The organism is Streptomyces liliiviolaceus (assembly GCF_018070025.1).
Taxonomy (GTDB): Bacteria; Actinomycetota; Actinomycetes; order Streptomycetales; family Streptomycetaceae; genus Streptomyces; species Streptomyces liliiviolaceus.
Genome location: NZ_JAGPYQ010000001.1, coordinates 2,626,971 through 2,642,365, shown reverse-complemented (window position 1 = coordinate 2,642,365; position 15,395 = coordinate 2,626,971). Strand labels below are relative to the sequence as shown.

Below are 15,395 nucleotides of genomic sequence, written 5' to 3'. Positions count from 1 at the left end.
GTCCTGATCGTCCGGAAGGCACCAACACGGATCGAAGCGGATTTCATCCCTCCGCAACAATCGGGGGCGTGCGCGGAGAGATCAGGGGCGTACGCGCAGGGAGTAGAAGCGGGTGGTCTGGGTGGCGCCCTGGTTGTCGTCGCTGACGAGAAGGACGCGCAGGGCGCCCCGGGCGGTACCGGTGACGGCCATGCCCTCGATGTTGTCGAGCAGCGGATTGGGCTGCGGCTGCTTGGCGGTAGCGCCGAGGGAGGGGCAGTCCGCGATGTCCGCGAGAAGGGTCTTACGGACGAGGCGTACGCCGTCCTGGCCGGTCAGGGCCTCGACACGGGAGGTGTCCGTGGCGTGCCGCAGGTCGGCCAGATAGAGGCGGACGGTGTTGCCGACCCCGGCGGTGAAACCGCGTTCCAGGACGAGGAGGCGCCCGTCCGGGGTCGCGGCGCTCTCGACGACCCCGAGACCGGTGTCCGTGCGGTAGCCGTACTGGGCGGCGAGCCGGAAGTCGCGGTGACCGTCGCGCTGCCAGGTCTGGAGGCGTACGACGCCCGCCGTGTCACCGGACAGGGAGCCCTCCATGCCGGCCAGCAGGGTACGGCCGCCGGGCAGGAGGGTCAGCGCCTCGAAGGTCTGGTTCGCGGTGGCGCGGCCGGCCGGGGCGACACGCAGGGCGTCCGGCACGGGGAGGCGGGCCAGGAGGGTGCCGTCGCGGCCGTAACGGCGTACCGACGGCTCGGTCTCGGACGACACGAGCCGGGTGCCGTCGCGGTCGACGACCAGCCCCTCGGAGTCCAGCGCGGCCCCGCCCTCGTCGGCCAGCGGCACGACGGAGCGGGGGCGCAGGGTCTTCGGGTCCAGGGTGAAGAGGGCGGACCGGTCGGAGAGCGCGGCGATCGCCCCGTCGCGGTCCACGGCCAGCGCGGAGAGGTTGCCGACGAACGTGCCCTCGTACGTCGTCTTGTCGAGGGCGTCGGAGAAGCGCTCGATGGAGACGGCGGGCGAGCAGGCGTTGTGGGCAGGGGCGTGCTGGGCGGCTGCGGGCCCGGCGGCGCAGGTGACCGCCGCCAGGCCGGCGGTGAGGGTGGCCGCGAGGGGAGCGAGTACGGATCTCGGACGCATGGCGTCACGGTAGGGGGAGGGCGGTTGAGGGGGAGGGTACGGACCGTGAATTCTGGACAGCGGCTTCTCCGTCCCCCTCGGTGGCCGTCGGCCGGCGGGTCGGGCGGGCGTCAGGCGGGCGGGACCGCCGGGAAGGCCTCCTTCGGGGCGGTCGTCGGCGCGTAGCGGCTCGCCGCGGTCGGTACGAGGTCCTTGTGGATGGCGCGGGCCACGGCCTGGATGGTGGTGACGCCGTAGTTCATCGTGCTGTTGTCCTGGGTGAGGACCGAGATCGTGTAGTCGTGGCCGCCGCCGTCGAAGGTGCCGACGCTGTGCACGCGCCAGCCGTGGGTGGAGCGGGACAGCCAGCCGTTCTTGACATGCACCGAGACGGCGGCGGGCGCGCCCGCCGGGGTGCCCCAGCGCTGGGAGGAGACGACCTTGTTCATCAGCTTCAGCGTGTACGCGCGGGAGTTGTCGCTCAGGACCGTGTTCTTCGCGGTGAGGAGCGCGAGAAGCTTCTGCTCGTCCTGCACGGTGATCTGGGTCAGCCCCCAGTAGCCGTTCGCGCCGGGCTTGGTCTGCGTCATCCCGGCCGCGGCGAGGAACCCCTTCACCTTGGTGACGCCCAGCTGCTTCCAGAGCTTGGTCGTGGCCGTGTTGTCCGACTTGGTGATCATGGCCGTGGAGAGGTCGGACTCGCGCTGGGTGAGATAGCGGTTGTGCTTCTTGGCGTCCCAGAGCAGCGTGGCGAGGACGGTCACCTTGACGACGCTCGCCGAGTCGTAGGCCCTGGTCGGGCTCAGCGTGCAGGTGGTGTTGGTCGTACGGTCACGGAGGCCGACGGCGACCGTGCCTCTGCGGCTCGCGAGGGCCGCGGTGATGTCCTTCTTGAGCTTGACCGCCAGTGCCTGGTCGCCCGACGTGCAGGTGACCTGCGGCGCCGTGGCCGCGGCGGCCGGTGCCGCGGCGACGGCCAGTGGCAGCAGCACGCCGGCGCCGAGGCCCGCACAGAGCACACGGCCGCGCCGCGATATCCGGTGAGTCATGAAGTGTTCCCATCCCCCGTTGATTTCGTACGAGTGCGCCCCCGGCACACTCGCCACGCTTGACTCACGGGGGTGGCCGAAAGTTGTACGCCCGCCTCGACACGAGATGCGCGCCCCTGTCCGGAACGCGCGCCGCCGTTCGCGGCGTTCGTACGGAGATGCGCCGGACTCCACGGCGGGCCTGACCCATCCGTATCGGACGGCGACAGCGGCCCGATCACCGTGTCGCGTGCAGACGGCTGCTACGAGAAGGTGGCCCTGGCGTCAGGAGTGCTCCGAGGACGCTGCCGTCGGTGCAGCCGCAGGTGCAGAGACGGGGATACGGGCGCCCCGGCTCTCCGCGATGCGGTGCACGTCCGTCAGCGCTTCGGCCAGGCGGGCGGCGAGGTAGCGGAGTTGATGCGCGGTGGCCCTGCGGTCGCGGAGCAGGTCGGCCGCGTGGTCGAGGAGTTCGGCCGACATGCCGAGCTGCACGCTCTCGATACGGTCCGCGGCGCGGGAGAGGTGGCTCGTCCCGTCCCCGATGAGATAGCAGGGCCTGCCCCCGTCCCCCGCCCACGGCAGCAACCGGGCCACCCGGACCGTTCCCGTGCCCGCCCGGTCGCCGGTCACGCGGACACCTCCACGCCGTGGATCACCCGCGAGCCGATGTCGACGCCGCGCGTGGCGAGCCACAGCGCGCGCCGACGGGCCTGTTGCTGCCGCGCGTGCTCGCGCAGCTTTCTCTGCTCACGTCGCTCTCGCTGCTCGTGTTCCACGAGGTAGGGGCGGACCATCACGTGGTCCTCGCCGCGCAGGGGGCGACAGCCGGCGCGGTGAGCGGTGGCGCCCTGCGCGCCGGGGACGGCGCGGTGCCTCCCGCGCCGCCCGGAAGCCACCTCGACCACCGGCAGTCGGTGTCGCCCTCTGCCCGGAAAAAGCCATCGCAGCAACGGCTCGACGAGCCGGCCGATACGGTGCTTCATGTCGTCGATTTCCTTAGCTGATTGATGACCACGCCCCCGGACCGGTCGCTCGGTCGCGGGGGTTTCGCTGTGTGTAGCGAACTCGTCACAGCGTGACGTCTGCTCGGCTAGCCTCGCCAGGGGGTGCGATGTGACCAGGCATTTGTCACAAAGGAGTGGCCATGACCAGCACGTACGGTGACTGGCTCAAGCAGCAGCGCGAGACGGCGGGGCTGACGCAGCAGGAGCTGGCGGACGCGGCGGTCATGACGCGTTCGCACATCGCGCACATCGAGGCGGGGCGCCGCATCCCGTCGAAGGAGGACGCGCGGCGCCTGGACAGGGTCCTGAACACGGGGAATGTACTGAGCAGCTTCCTGCCGGCCGAGGACGCGGCGGTCGCCGACTACTTCGAGGCGGCCCGCCTGCTCGAACAACAGGCGGTGATGATCCGCGAGTTCGCCCTGTCGTTCGTCCCGGGCATCCTCCAGACGGAAAGGTACGCACGTGCGGTCCTGGGCACGTCGTTCCCTCCGGTGGGTGAACAGGAATGTGACAGGCGCCTTGTCACACGCCTTGAACGGGCGAAGATCCTTGACGATCCGGTGACCCCGGTGGTGTGGGCGCTGCTGGACGAGGCGGTTCTACGTCGCGAGATCGGCGGACCGGACGTCATGGCGGAACAGATCGACCACCTCGTGGGCCTTGCTGAACGCGGGCGGATCCAGGTGCATGTGCTGCCGTTCTCCCTGGGCCTCCATCCCCTGTTGAGCAACATGCTCACGCTGATGTGGTTCGAGGACCAGCCGCCCGTTGCGTACGGCGAAGGCCTGTACATGGGGAAGATTCACGACGTTCCAGGGGTGATTCAGGACCTGCAGCATCGCTACGATTTCGCACTGGGCAACGCAATGCCGGTCAGGGAATCACTGGCTCTACTCAAAGCGACAGCAGAGGACTACCGACACCATGGCTGAGCAACCCACTCTGGATGCGGCCTCGTTGAGTGGCTGGCGCAAGTCGTCCTACAGCAACGACCAGGGCGGCAGCTGCCTGGAAGTGCTCGACGGCCACCCGGCCGGGATTCCCGTGCGGGACTCCAAGGCCCCGTACGGCCCCGTACTCGTCATGCCCACGGCCGAATGGCGCACCTTTATCGGCGCTGTCAAAGCTGGCGCACTGGGACACCGTGACTGACCCGATGCCCACGTCACGGCAAGGCTGGCGTAAGTCCTCGTACAGCGGTCCCGAGGCCGGCAGCTGCCTGGAAGTGCTCGACGGCCACCCCGCCGGGATTCCCGTGCGGGACTCCAAGGACCCGTACGGGCCCGCCCTCCTGATCCCGGCGACCGGGTGGGCCCCGTTCATCGCCGCCGTCAAAGCCGGAGGCTTCCGCGCTCACAGGTGAGGCCCAGGTTCAGCACAGGTCCCGCCAAAACCGGCCGCCCACGATGACCTGGTGACATCTGCCACCGATCCGTACCCCCACGCCCCCGAGGCCGTCGCCTCGACGTCTCCCGACGAGCCGGTCGCGCGGCCGGACAAGGCGCCCCGCTGGTCGCTGCCCGTGCTGGCCGCGATCCTCGTCCTGGCCGGCGTGCTGTACTCCTGGAACCTCTCCTCCTCCAGCCTGAACAGCTTCTACAGCGCCGCCGTGTTCAGCGGCACGCAGAGCTGGAAGGCGTGGTTCTTCGGCTCGCTGGACGCCGGGAACTTCCTGACCGTGGACAAGCCGCCCTTCGTCCTGATGGTGATGGGCCTGTCCTGCCGCGTCTTCGGGTACGGCACCTGGCAGATGATGCTACCGCTGGTCGCCGCCGCCCTCGGCACGATCTGGGTCCTGCACTCCTCGGTCAAGCGGGTCTGGGGCCACGCCCCGGCCGCCGTCGCCGCGCTCGTCCTCGCGCTCACCCCGATCACCGTCGCCATCAACCGCGACAACAACCCCGACACCCTGCTCGTGCTGCTGATGGTCGGAGGCGCGGCGCTCGCCCTGCGCGCCGTCCACAACGGCAAACTGCTCCCGCTCGTCGGCGCGGCCGTGTGCTTCGGACTCGCCTTCAACACCAAGATGCTCCAGGGCTACATCGCCCTGCCCGCCGTCTTCGCCGTCTACCTGTACGCGGCCAAGGGCGGCCTGCTCCGCCGCGTACGCAACCTCGCCGTCGCCGCGGTCGCACTGGCGATCTCCAGCTTCTGGTGGGCCGCCGCCGTGTCGTTCGTGCCCGCCTCCGAGCGCCCGTACATCGGCGGCTCCACGGACGGCACCGCCTGGGACCTGATCATGGGCTACAACGGCCTCGGCCGCGTCCTCGGCGGCGACGGCAACGGCGGCGGGGGCGGGGGCGGGGGTGGCGGCGGCGGTTTCTCCGGGACCGCCGGGATCGGCCGGATGTTCAACGACGTGCTGGGCGGCCAGATCTCCTGGCTCCTGCCCTTCTCCGCGATCGCCCTCGTCGGCGGCCTCGTCCTGCGCGGACGCGCCCCCCGTACGGACCTCACGCGTGCCGCACTGATCCTGTGGGGCGGCTGGACCGTACTGCACTACCTCACCTTCAGCCTCGCCGAAGGCACCATGCACCCGTACTACACGACCGCCCTCGCACCCGGCATCGCGGCGCTGTGCGGAGGCGGCGGGGCGATGCTCCTGCACGCCTTCCGGACGGGTGACGTCAAGCGCTGGTCCTGGGTGCTGCCCGTGGCGTTCGCCGCCACCGGCGTCTGGGCGGTCGTCCTGCTGCGGCGCGCGACCGGCTGGAACACCTGGCTGTGGCCGGCCGTCGCGGCGGTGATGGTCCTGGCGATCGTGGGCCTGTTCCTCTTCCGGACCGGTCGACGGACGCGGCTGCTCACCGCCGCCGTGGCCGCCGCCGTCGTCGCCTCCCTCGCCGGGCCCGCGGCCTACGCCGCCTCCGTGCCCGCGGGTTCGGGCGGCGGCATGAACGGTACGAACCCGACGGCGGGCCCCACCACGGGTGGCGGCATGGGCGGCGGACCCGGCGGCGGTGGCGGCGGCGGCCGGGGTGGATTCCCCGGCGGCGGCGGTGGTGGCCAGGCCCCCGGCGGTCAGCAGCAAGGTGGCCGGCAGGCCGGTGGCGAAGCCCCGGGCGGCGGCCAGATGGGTACGCCCCCGAACGGAGCCCCCAGTGACACCCCGCCGACCGGCACGGGCGGCGGTGGCGGCATGGGCGGCGGCGCCGACAGCGCCATGACCTCCTACCTGGAGAAGCACCGCGACGGCGCCAAGTGGCTGGTCGCGGTGTCCAGTTCGCAGAGCGCGGCTCAGATGATCGTCAGCACGAAGCAGCCCGTCATCTCCATGTGGGGCTGGTCCGGCAGCGACAAGGCCATGACCCTCGCCAAGCTGAAGGAACTCGTGAAGAAGGGCGAGCTGCACTACATCGTGCTCGGCGGCGGAGGCATGGGCGGAGGCGGCGGTATGGGTGGCGGCGACTCCGACAGCGTCAGCGCCGAGGTGACCGCCTGGGTGCAGAAGCACGCGACGGCGGTGAAGGCGAGCGAGTACAGCAACGACTCCTCGGCGTCCTCCGACAGTTCCTCGACCGACTCCGACTCCTCGGACTCCTCCGGCTCCCAGAACACCCAGTCCCTCTACCGCCTCGACGCCAAGGACGTCAACTAGGGCCTCCCCTAAGCCAGTTGGGGAAAACCCTGCCCCTTCGCGACCCCTGGACCGAAAACGTCCAGGGGTTGCGTCGTATGCGAGAACGTCACAGAAACGACTCCTCCCCGTTACGCAACCGACCTCATGCCCATGCCACTCTCCCGATTGACCGAACTGTCAACACGCGTAGAACGCGGGCCCGTTGCCCCTCATCACTGCGGGCCCCGCGTACCGGCGCGTGCCGTTCTCGGGAAAGGGCACCCCATATGTCCGTTGTGCAGATTGGCAAGTGGAAGGCGCTGGCAGCAGGCGTCTCCGCCGTCCTCGTCGGCCTCACCCTCCCGACGGTCGCCGCGACCCCCGCCGCGGCCACCACCACCGCGTACGACGACACGTACTACGCGAACGCGATCGGCAAGACCGGCACGGCCCTCAAGAGTTCGCTGCACACGATCATCAGCAGCCAGACGAAGATCTCGTACTCCGCGGTCTGGGAGGCGCTCAAGGTCACCGACCAGGACCCGAACAACAGCAGCAACGTGGTCCTGCTCTACTCCGGCATCTCCCGCAGCAAGTCCCTCAACGGCGGTGACGTCGGCGACTGGAACCGCGAGCACACCTGGGCCCAGTCGCACGGCGACTTCGGCACCTCCGCGGGCCCCGGCACCGACCTGCACCACCTGCGGCCCGAGGACGTCCAGGTCAACAGCATCCGCGGCAACAAGGACTTCGACAACGGCGGCAGCAGCTTCACCAACAGCGGCGGCAGCCTCACCGACTCGAACTCCTTCGAGCCGCGCGACGCCGTCAAGGGCGACGTGGCCCGCATGATCCTCTACATGGCAGTCCGGTACGAGGGCGACGACTCCTGGCCCGACCTGGAGCCCAACGACGCCGTCACCAACGGCAGCGTCCCGTACCACGGCCGCCTCTCGGTGCTGAAGCAGTGGAACGACGAGGACCCGCCCAGCACCACCGAAGAGCGCCGCAACGAGCTGATCTACAGCAACTACCAGCACAACCGGAACCCGTTCATCGACCACCCGGAGTGGGTCGAGGCGATCTGGTAGACCGGCCCGGCCGGTAGTGAACCGACAGTGAGTGGCGCTGAACCCCCGGTCACCAAAGGGGAGTTCAGCGCCACAGCTGTCTCTGCGGTTACGAATCCATGACATTGAAGCGCACAACCGGTGTCGCCCCGATCGAGTCGAACTCAGTGAACGCGGCGTTCCGCACGCAAAGCGGAATCCGACGACCGACGAACGTCGACAGATGGACGTCGACCGACTCGAAAGGCTCACGTATGTCCCGAGCACACCGCCGAACCCGTACCGCGCTCTCCGCACCCCTGGCAGCCGCGGTGCTGCTCGCCGGAGGATTCGGCGTCATGACCCTGACCGGGGCCTCGGCGCAGGCCGCCACCAAGGCGGCCCCCGCGGCGGCGGACGCGCAGGACGACTTCAACGGCGACGGATACGCCGACCTGGTCGTGGGCGCCCCGGACGGCACCATCTCCAGCAAGGCCAAGGCAGGCTACGTGGCCGTCACGTACGGCTCCGCCAGCGGCGTCTCCGCCTCCAACAAGAAGCTCATCAGCCGCTCCACCAGCGGCGTTCCCGGCTCCGCCACCGCGAGCCAGCGCTTCGGGTCGACCTTCAGCAAGGGCGACCTCGACGGCGACGGCTACAGCGACCTCGTGATCGCGGGCGGCAAGGCCGGCTCCGTCATCCTGTGGGGCTCCGCCTCCGGACTCACCGGCGGCACGGCGATAGCCGGGTACGGGACCCCCACCACCGGTGACTTCGACGGCGACGGCAAGACGGACCTCGCCCTGTTCACCTACCAGAGCGTCGGGGGCGACGACCCCGAGAACGCCACCGGCACCGTGTGGAAGGGCCCCGTCTCGCGTGCCGGAACGCCCGCCTCCACCCTGCCCCTCCTGAAGTCCGGCGAGTCGATCAGCGGCCCCGTCAGCTCCACCGAGACCGGCGACGTCAACGGTGACGGCAAGGACGACATCGTTGCCTACCACTACGAGGGCGACGGCGTCTGGGGCAACCGCCTGCTCCTCGGCGGCGGCAGCGCGGGCTTCAAGGGCGCCTGGGTCCCCGGTGAGGCCGCGGGCAACAGGATGGGCACCGGCATCGGAGACGTCAACAAGGACGGCTTCGACGACGTCGTGGTCGGCAACGACTGGGGCAGCGGCATCGTCAAGGTCGCCCTCGGTTCGGCCACCGGCCTGTCCGAGGACCGCGTCCAGACCTTCAACCAGGACTCGCCCGGGTTCCCCGGTGCCGAGGAGGAAGAGGACGAGATCGGCGCGTCGGTCTCGGTCGCGGACGTCAACGGTGACGGCTACGCCGACATCGCGCTCGGCATCCCGGGCGAGGACGTCGGCGACATCTACGACACTGGTTCGGTCGCCCTGGTGCCCGGCAGCGCCGCCGGTGCCACGGGCGCCGGGACGCAGGTCTTCCACCAGAACACCGCCGGTGTCCCCGGAGTCGCCGAGAACCGCGACGAGTTCGGTGTGAGCACCGCCCTGCTGGACCTCAACGGCGACGGTCACGCCGACCTCGCGGCCGGTTCCACCGCCGAGAACGAGCAGAACGGCGCGGTCTGGATCCTGAACGGCACGGCGAGCGGCCTCACCGCCACCTCGTCCTTCGCGTTCGGCGCGGGCACCCTCGGCGCCCCCGCCACGGCCGCCCACTTCGGCGCGTACCTGCGCTGACCGATCGCCTGCGGGCACCAGAGGTGGGGCGGCCCCGTGCCGCCCCACCGTCATGTCCGCCCCCGCGAAAGGGGATTGCTCAGCCCAGGTGCGTCGGCGCGAACATCCGCAGCAGCGCCGGCAGCACGACCACCGAGGGACCTGGTGTGGCGAGGGCCTTGGCGAGGTCGGCGGCGAGGGTGTCCGGGGTGGTCCGGGCGGCCGGGACGCCGAAGGACTCCGCGAGCGCCACATAGTCCGGGCGGGTGAGTTCCGTGGCCGTGGACTGTCCGAAGGCGTCCGTCATGTACTCGCGCAGGATGCCGTAGCCGCCGTCGTCGACGATCAGCCAGGTCACGTCCAGGTCGTGCTGCCGCGCGGTGGCGAGTTCGGCGATGGAGTAGAGCGCGCCGCCGTCGCCGGAGACCGCGAGGACCGGGTGGGTGGGGTCGGCCACCGCCCCGCCGATCGCCGCCGGGAAGGCGTAGCCGAGGCCGCCCGCGCCCTGCGCGGAGTGCATGGTGTTGGGGCGCCGGGCGTCGAAGGCGGACCAGGCCCAGTAGGCGAGGATCGTCATGTCCCAGAAGCTCGCCGACCGGTCCGGCAGGGCTTCCCGGACCGCGGCCAGCACCTGCTGTTCCAGGGTGAGTTCCTGCGCGTCGATCCGCTCGCGGACGAGGTCGAGCACGGTCCGTACGCGGTCCGCGGCCGTCTCGTCCCGCCGTTTCTCCGTAATGGTTTCGAGCAGCGCGGACAGGGCGAGGCGGGCGTCCGCGTGGATGCCGAGGGCGGGGTGGTTGGACTCCAGCTTCCCGAGGTCGGCCTCGATCTGGATCACCCGGCCGCGGGGCTTGAACGTGTAGTAGTTGGAGGACAATTCCCCCAGCCCCGAGCCGACCACGAGGAGCACGTCGGCGTCCTCCAGGAAGTCCGTGGTGTGCCGGTCCTCCAGCCAGGACTGCAGCGAGAGCGGATGGTTCCAGGGGAAGGCGCCCTTGCCGCCGAAGGTGGTGACGACGGGCGCGTCCAGCCGTTCGGCGAGCTGCCGCAGCTTGCCCGACGCGTCGGCGCGTACGACTCCGCCGCCCGCGATGATCACCGGTCGGGCGGCGTTCGCGAGCAGGTCGGCGGCCACGGCGGTCAGTTCGGGGCGCGGCGGCAGATCGTGGGGTGCCGCGTCCACGGCGGTGACGACGGGCAGGGCCGTCTCGGCGAGCAGCACGTCCTGCGGGATCTCCACCCATACGGGCCCGTGCGGGGCGGTGAGCGCCGACTCCCAGGCCTCGGCGATCGCGGAGGGGATCTGCGACTGCGTACGGACCGTGTGGACGGACTTCACCACACCCCGGAACGAGGCCTGCTGGTCGGGGAGTTCGTGGAGGTAGCCGTGCCGGCCGCCGCCGAGTCCCGCGCCGGGGATCTGGCTGCTGATGGCGAGGACGGGGGCGCTGGCCGCCGCCGCCTCCTGGAGCGCGGCCAGCGAGGTCAGCGCGCCGGGCCCGGTCGACAGGAGCAGCGGGGCTGCCTCGCCGGTGATCCGGCCGTACGCGTCGGCGGCGAACCCGGCGTTGTTCTCGACCCGCAGCCCGATGTACGCGAGGTCGGAGCGGCGCAGCGCGTCGAACATGCCGAGCGCGTGCTGGCCGGGGAGGCCGAAGACGGTGGTCGCGCCGAGACCGGCGAGGGTCTCCACGACCAGGTCTCCGCCGTTGCGGCCGGGCGGCGGGTTGAGCGCGGCCTCCGTCTGCTCCGGGGTCGGGCGGAGCACCAGGTCGTGGTCGTGGGTCACTGCGCTCGGGCCTCTGCAATCTGGCGGGACATGATGGTGGTCAGTTCGTACGCCGTGTGGGACGCGGCGACCGAGGTGATCTCGGCGTGATCGTACGCGGGGGCGACCTCGACGACGTCCGCGGAGACCAGCCGGCAGGAGGCGAGGCCGCGCAGGATCTCCAGGAGTTCGCGGGAGGTCATGCCGCCCGCCTCGGGCGTGCCGGTGCCGGGCGCGTGGGCCGGGTCGAGGCAGTCGATGTCGATGGAGATGTACAGCGGGCGGTCGCCGATGCGCTGGCGCAGCTGGTCGGCGACCTCGTCGGCGCCGCGCCGGTAGATGTCGGCGGAGGTGACGATGCCGAAGCCCATCTTCTCGTCGTCGGTGAGGTCCTGCCGGCCGTACAGCGGCCCGCGGGTGCCGACGTGGGAGAGCGCCTCGGTGTCGAGGATGCCCTCCTCGACGGCCCGCCGGAACGGGGTGCCGTGCGTGTACTCGGCGCCGAAGTAGGTGTCCCAGGTGTCGAGGTGCGCGTCGAAGTGCAGCAGCGCGACCGGGCCGTGCTTGCGGGCGACCGCGCGCAGCAGCGGCAGGGCGATGGTGTGGTCGCCGCCGAGGGTCATCAGCCGGGCGCCGGTGCCGAGGAGTTCGTCGGCGGCGCCCTCGATGGTCTCCACGGCCTCGTTGATGTCGAAGGGGTTCGCGGCGATGTCACCGGCGTCGGCGACCTGCGCGAGGGCGAACGGCGAGGCGTCCTGCGCCGGGTTGTACGGCCGCAGCAGCCGGCTCGCCTCACGGATCGCGTTCCCGCCGAAGCGGGCGCCCGGCCGGTACGAGACGCCCGCGTCGAACGGCACGCCGACCACGGCGACATCGGTGGTACCGACCTCGTCGAGGCGGGGCAGCCGGGCGAAGGTCGCCGGTCCCGCGTACCTCGGGACGCGGGACGAGTCGACGGGCCCGCGGGGCGTCTCGTTGCTGTTCATCGGGTGACACTCTCTTCCTTGAGTTCGGCGGCGGGCTCGGAGCCGCGGCCCGCGAGGCGTTCGCGCCAGGCGGCGAGCACCGCCGCGTCGGTGGCGGGCGTGGCGAGGGAGACGATCACGTACACGGCGAGGGAGGCGAGGAGTCCGTAGTAGACGGGCTCGTTCGCGAGGATGCCGTACGTGGCCATCAGGCCGACGACCGCGAGACCGCCGACCACGACGGCGGCGAGGGCGCCCTGGGCGGTCCCGCGCTTCCAGAGCAGACCGCCGAGGATGGGCACGAGGAGGCCGCCGACGAGAAGGTTGTAGGCGACGGTCAGGGCCTCGACGACGTTGTTGAGGGCGATGGCCGTACAGATGACGGCGATGCCCATGACGAGGATGAAGAGGCGGTTGCCCTTGACCTCGTCGTGGTCGCCGCCCTGTGTGGCTCCCGGCCGGACGGCGCCGCGCAGCCGCGACCAGATGTCGTTGTTGGCGACGGTCGCGCAGGCGATGAGGGCTCCGGAGGACGTGGACATCACGGCCGCGAGGGCGGCGGCGAGCACGAGTCCCCGTACCCCGACGGGCAGTTCGTCCTTGACGATCGTGGCGAAGGCGTCGTCCGGGCTGGCCAGCTTCGGGTAGAGGACCTTGGCGGCCGTGCCGATGACGGCGCCGGCGAGCGCGTAGACCAGGCAGTAGGTGCCCGCGACGGTGCCGCCCCACTTGGCGGTGCGGTCGCTGCCCGCGGTGAAGACGCGCTGCCAGATGTCCTGCCCGATCAGCATGCCGAACGTATAGATGAGCACGTACGTGAAGATCGTCTCGCCGCCGATGCCCAGCGGGTCGAAGTAGCCGGTGGGCAGCTGCGCCTTCATCTCGCTGAACCCGCCGGCCTTGACGACGGCGATGGGCAGCAGGAGCAGCAGCACACCGATCGTCTTCACGACGAACTGCACCATGTCGGTGAGGGTGATCGACCACATGCCGCCGAGCGTCGAGTACGCGACGACGATCGAACCGCCGAGGACGATCGCGACCGTCCGGTTCATGTCGAAGAGGACGTCGAAGATGGTGGCGTACGCGATGGTCGACGTCACCGCGAGCATGAGGGTGTACGCCCACATGACCAGGCCCGAGATCACGCCGGCCCGGCCGCCGTAGCGCAGGTCGAGCATCTCGGAGACCGTGTAGACCTTCAGCCGGGCGATGCGCGCCGAGAAGAAGAGGGACAGGGCGAGGAGCCCGAGGCCGATGGTGAAGACCATCCAGGCGCCGGAGAGCCCGTACTGGTAGCCGAGGCCGACGCCGCCGATGGTGGACGCGCCGCCGAGGACGATCGCGGCCATCGTGCCCGAGTACATCGTGGGGCCGAGCCGCCGTCCGGCGACCAGGAAGTCGCTCTTGGACTTGGCGCGGCGCATGCCCCACCAGCCCATGGCCAGCATTCCGGCGAGATAGACGACGATCACGGTGTAGTCGACGGCCATGGGGCCCTCCTGGCTGGCTGATCGCTCGTGTGCACCGGGGGGAGCTGCTGCCCGCACCCGCGGTCTCCGGTCGCCACGACATTAGGTGGCCGGAAAGCAACGCTGAAGTGTACGTTTCATCCACTGTCACCGGATTCGATGGAGGAAACGTCCACCATGCCGGACGCTGCCGTTCCCGCGGTCCCGCCCACCCCGCCGGTCGCGCTCGCCGCCCTGCTGGCCCGGGAGGATCTCGGGCTGCGGCAGATCGCGGGCCCGGCCGACGCGGCCACGGTGATCCACTGGGCGCACACCTCCGAGATGGCGGACCCGTACCCGTACCTGCTCGGCGGCGAGCTGCTGCTGACGGCCGGGGTGCACATCCCTGAGGCGGCGGGGTCGGGCACGTACTTCGACGCGTACGTGTCGAGGATCGTGGAGGCGGGGGGCGCCGCCCTCGGCTTCGGGGTGGCGCCGGTGCACGACACGGTGCCGCGGGCCCTGGTGGAGGCCTGCGACCAGTACGGGCTGCCGCTCGTGGAGGTGCCGCCCCGGACGACCTTCTCCGGCGTGGCGCGGGCGGTCTGGCAGCTCATGGCCCAGGCCCGGCACACCGAACTGCGCCGCGTCACGGAGGCCCAGCAGAGCCTGGCCGCCGCCGCGGCCCGCCCGGACCCGGTCCCGTCGGTGCTCCGGCAGCTCGCCCAGCGGACGGGGGGCCGCGCCGTGCTGTACGCCCCGGACGGCGGGGAGGTGGCCTCGGCGGGGCGGTTGCCGGGGCCGGGCGCGGGGGTCGAGGTGGGTGCGGCGCTGGCGGGGCTGGTGGGCGTGGTGCGGCCGGGCGGGGACGGCGGCGGCTCGGGCATCGGTACGGGTACGGGTCCAGGTCCGGGTACGGGTCCGGCTCCGTCCTCCGCGAGCGACACCGTGGCCGGTGTCCATCTCGCCGCGTACGCCCTCGGCACCGGCCAGGGCTTCGTCCTCGGCGTCGCCGCCGCGCGCCGCGATCCGGGCGACCACACGATCGCCTCCGTCGGCGCGGTCCTCCTCTCCCTCCTCACCGGTGAGCACCAGAGCAGTACGGGCGCGGCCCGCTCCTCGGCGCTCGTGCGCATGCTGCTGGGGGCCGCGCCGCAGGAGGTCGCTCCGCTGCTGGACCCCGGCGAGCTGTGGGTCGTCGTGCACGCCCGGCCCGACGGCCCCGCGCCGGACGCCGTGGCCGCGTCGGCGCTCGGGGCGGCGCTGGGGTCTCCGCTGGTCGACGTGGCGGGTGACGTCGTACGGGTCCTCGTCCCCGCGGTTCGGCGTGAGCTGGACGCGCAGCCGGGGTGGACGTGCGGGGTGAGCGCGGCCGTCGGCCCGGGCGAGTGGGGGGTCGGCGACGCGCAGGCGGCGCGGGCGCTGTCGCGGGCGCGGGCGACCCGCGCGGAGCTGGTCCGCCACGGTGACCGGCCGGGGCTGGCCGGGCTCGTGCCGCCGGCCGAGGCCGCGGCGCACGCCCGTGCGGTGCTCGCCCCCGTCGCGGCGAACCCCGCCCTCACGGAGACCCTCCGCACCTGGCTGTCCCTGCACGGCAGCTGGGACCGTACGGCGGTGGCGCTCTCCGTGCACCGCAACACGGTCCGCCAACGGATCGCTCGCGCGGCGACGCTCCTGAACACGGACCTGGACGACCCGGACGTCCGCATGGAACTGTGGTTCGCCCTCCGCACCGAATAACGCTTCCCTCGCCCCCGCCGCCCCTACCCATTCCCGTCACCACCT

Annotated in this window: 14 protein-coding genes; 7 read left to right on the top strand and 7 right to left on the bottom strand. The window is 71.4% G+C overall.

Annotated elements, in window-relative coordinates; genetic code table 11:
* Window positions 1–81 precede the first annotated feature (81 nt).
* The 4 genes from J8N05_RS11640 to J8N05_RS11625 form a co-directional block, all read right to left on the bottom strand.
* Complete coding sequence (locus tag J8N05_RS11640; RefSeq protein ID WP_210882401.1) at window positions 82–1,116, bottom strand: esterase-like activity of phytase family protein; 1,035 nt, start codon at window positions 1,114–1,116, stop codon at window positions 82–84.
* Window positions 1,117–1,226: 110 nt separating this feature from the next.
* Window positions 1,227–2,144, bottom strand: coding sequence for a serine hydrolase (locus J8N05_RS11635; RefSeq protein WP_210882400.1), 918 nt, complete (start codon window positions 2,142–2,144; stop codon window positions 1,227–1,229).
* Between the two features lie 264 nt (window positions 2,145–2,408).
* The gene (locus J8N05_RS11630; RefSeq protein WP_247706237.1) at window positions 2,409–2,756 is read right to left on the bottom strand and encodes a hypothetical protein; all 348 of its coding nucleotides are present in this window, start codon (window positions 2,754–2,756) and stop codon (window positions 2,409–2,411) included.
* Window positions 2,753–3,109 (bottom strand): hypothetical protein, encoded by a 357-nt coding sequence (locus tag J8N05_RS11625; RefSeq protein WP_210882399.1) that lies wholly within the window; start codon window positions 3,107–3,109, stop codon window positions 2,753–2,755. Before J8N05_RS11625 ends, J8N05_RS11630 begins: the two co-directional genes overlap by 4 nt.
* Before the next feature lie 161 nt (window positions 3,110–3,270).
* Between J8N05_RS11625 and J8N05_RS11620 the strand changes: the two genes are divergently transcribed.
* From J8N05_RS11620 to J8N05_RS11595, 6 genes are all read left to right on the top strand, one after another.
* Complete coding sequence (locus J8N05_RS11620; RefSeq protein WP_210882398.1) at window positions 3,271–4,065, top strand: helix-turn-helix domain-containing protein; 795 nt, start codon at window positions 3,271–3,273, stop codon at window positions 4,063–4,065.
* The gene (locus J8N05_RS11615) at window positions 4,058–4,285 is read left to right on the top strand and encodes a DUF397 domain-containing protein (protein ID WP_210882397.1); all 228 of its coding nucleotides are present in this window, start codon (window positions 4,058–4,060) and stop codon (window positions 4,283–4,285) included. Before J8N05_RS11620 ends, J8N05_RS11615 begins: the two co-directional genes overlap by 8 nt.
* A gap of 4 nt (window positions 4,286–4,289) precedes the next feature.
* Entirely contained in the window at window positions 4,290–4,496 is a 207-nt protein-coding gene (locus J8N05_RS11610) for a DUF397 domain-containing protein (protein ID WP_210882396.1), read from the top strand.
* A 51-nt stretch (window positions 4,497–4,547) separates the two neighbouring features.
* Complete coding sequence (locus J8N05_RS11605) at window positions 4,548–6,731, top strand: ArnT family glycosyltransferase (protein WP_210882395.1); 2,184 nt, start codon at window positions 4,548–4,550, stop codon at window positions 6,729–6,731.
* A gap of 248 nt (window positions 6,732–6,979) precedes the next feature.
* A complete protein-coding gene (locus J8N05_RS11600; RefSeq protein WP_210882394.1) occupies window positions 6,980–7,783 on the top strand; it encodes an endonuclease I family protein in 804 nt (267 codons plus the stop codon).
* Window positions 7,784–8,016: 233 nt separating this feature from the next.
* A complete protein-coding gene (locus tag J8N05_RS11595) occupies window positions 8,017–9,447 on the top strand; it encodes an FG-GAP and VCBS repeat-containing protein (RefSeq protein WP_210882393.1) in 1,431 nt (476 codons plus the stop codon).
* 79 nt (window positions 9,448–9,526) lie between these two features.
* Here J8N05_RS11595 and J8N05_RS11590 read toward each other — a convergent pair whose 3' ends face one another.
* From J8N05_RS11590 to J8N05_RS11580, 3 genes are read right to left on the bottom strand one after another with little or no spacing between them, the layout of a single operon-like run.
* Complete coding sequence (locus J8N05_RS11590; RefSeq protein ID WP_210882392.1) at window positions 9,527–11,215, bottom strand: thiamine pyrophosphate-binding protein; 1,689 nt, start codon at window positions 11,213–11,215, stop codon at window positions 9,527–9,529.
* On the bottom strand, window positions 11,212–12,180 hold the full coding sequence (gene speB / locus J8N05_RS11585; protein ID WP_190852416.1) for an agmatinase: 969 nt from the start codon (window positions 12,178–12,180) through the stop codon (window positions 11,212–11,214). Before speB ends, J8N05_RS11590 begins: the two co-directional genes overlap by 4 nt.
* Complete coding sequence (locus tag J8N05_RS11580; RefSeq protein ID WP_210882391.1) at window positions 12,177–13,652, bottom strand: sodium:solute symporter; 1,476 nt, start codon at window positions 13,650–13,652, stop codon at window positions 12,177–12,179. Before J8N05_RS11580 ends, speB begins: the two co-directional genes overlap by 4 nt.
* A 156-nt stretch (window positions 13,653–13,808) precedes the next feature.
* Between J8N05_RS11580 and J8N05_RS11575 the strand changes: the two genes are divergently transcribed.
* Window positions 13,809–15,350: a PucR family transcriptional regulator gene (locus tag J8N05_RS11575; RefSeq protein ID WP_210882390.1), complete on the top strand. Its 1,542-nt coding sequence runs from the start codon at window positions 13,809–13,811 to the stop codon at window positions 15,348–15,350.
* Window positions 15,351–15,395 lie beyond the last annotated feature (45 nt).

Excerpts from the sequence above, each read along its gene's own strand:
- J8N05_RS11575 (WP_210882390.1), top strand. The coding sequence starts at position 13,809 with ATGCCGGACGCTGCCGTTCCCGCGGTCCCGCCCACCCCGCCGGTCGCG.
- J8N05_RS11615 (WP_210882397.1), top strand. The coding sequence starts at position 4,058 with ATGGCTGAGCAACCCACTCTGGATGCGGCCTCGTTGAGTGGCTGGCGC.
- J8N05_RS11620 (WP_210882398.1), top strand. The coding sequence starts at position 3,271 with ATGACCAGCACGTACGGTGACTGGCTCAAGCAGCAGCGCGAGACGGCG.
- J8N05_RS11610 (WP_210882396.1), top strand. The coding sequence starts at position 4,290 with ATGCCCACGTCACGGCAAGGCTGGCGTAAGTCCTCGTACAGCGGTCCC.
- J8N05_RS11625 (WP_210882399.1), bottom strand. The coding sequence starts at position 3,109 with ATGAAGCACCGTATCGGCCGGCTCGTCGAGCCGTTGCTGCGATGGCTT.
- J8N05_RS11635 (WP_210882400.1), bottom strand. The coding sequence starts at position 2,144 with ATGACTCACCGGATATCGCGGCGCGGCCGTGTGCTCTGTGCGGGCCTC.
- J8N05_RS11595 (WP_210882393.1), top strand. The coding sequence starts at position 8,017 with ATGTCCCGAGCACACCGCCGAACCCGTACCGCGCTCTCCGCACCCCTG.
- J8N05_RS11640 (WP_210882401.1), bottom strand. The coding sequence starts at position 1,116 with ATGCGTCCGAGATCCGTACTCGCTCCCCTCGCGGCCACCCTCACCGCC.
- J8N05_RS11600 (WP_210882394.1), top strand. The coding sequence starts at position 6,980 with ATGTCCGTTGTGCAGATTGGCAAGTGGAAGGCGCTGGCAGCAGGCGTC.
- speB (WP_190852416.1), bottom strand. The coding sequence starts at position 12,180 with ATGAACAGCAACGAGACGCCCCGCGGGCCCGTCGACTCGTCCCGCGTC.
- J8N05_RS11580 (WP_210882391.1), bottom strand. The coding sequence starts at position 13,652 with ATGGCCGTCGACTACACCGTGATCGTCGTCTATCTCGCCGGAATGCTG.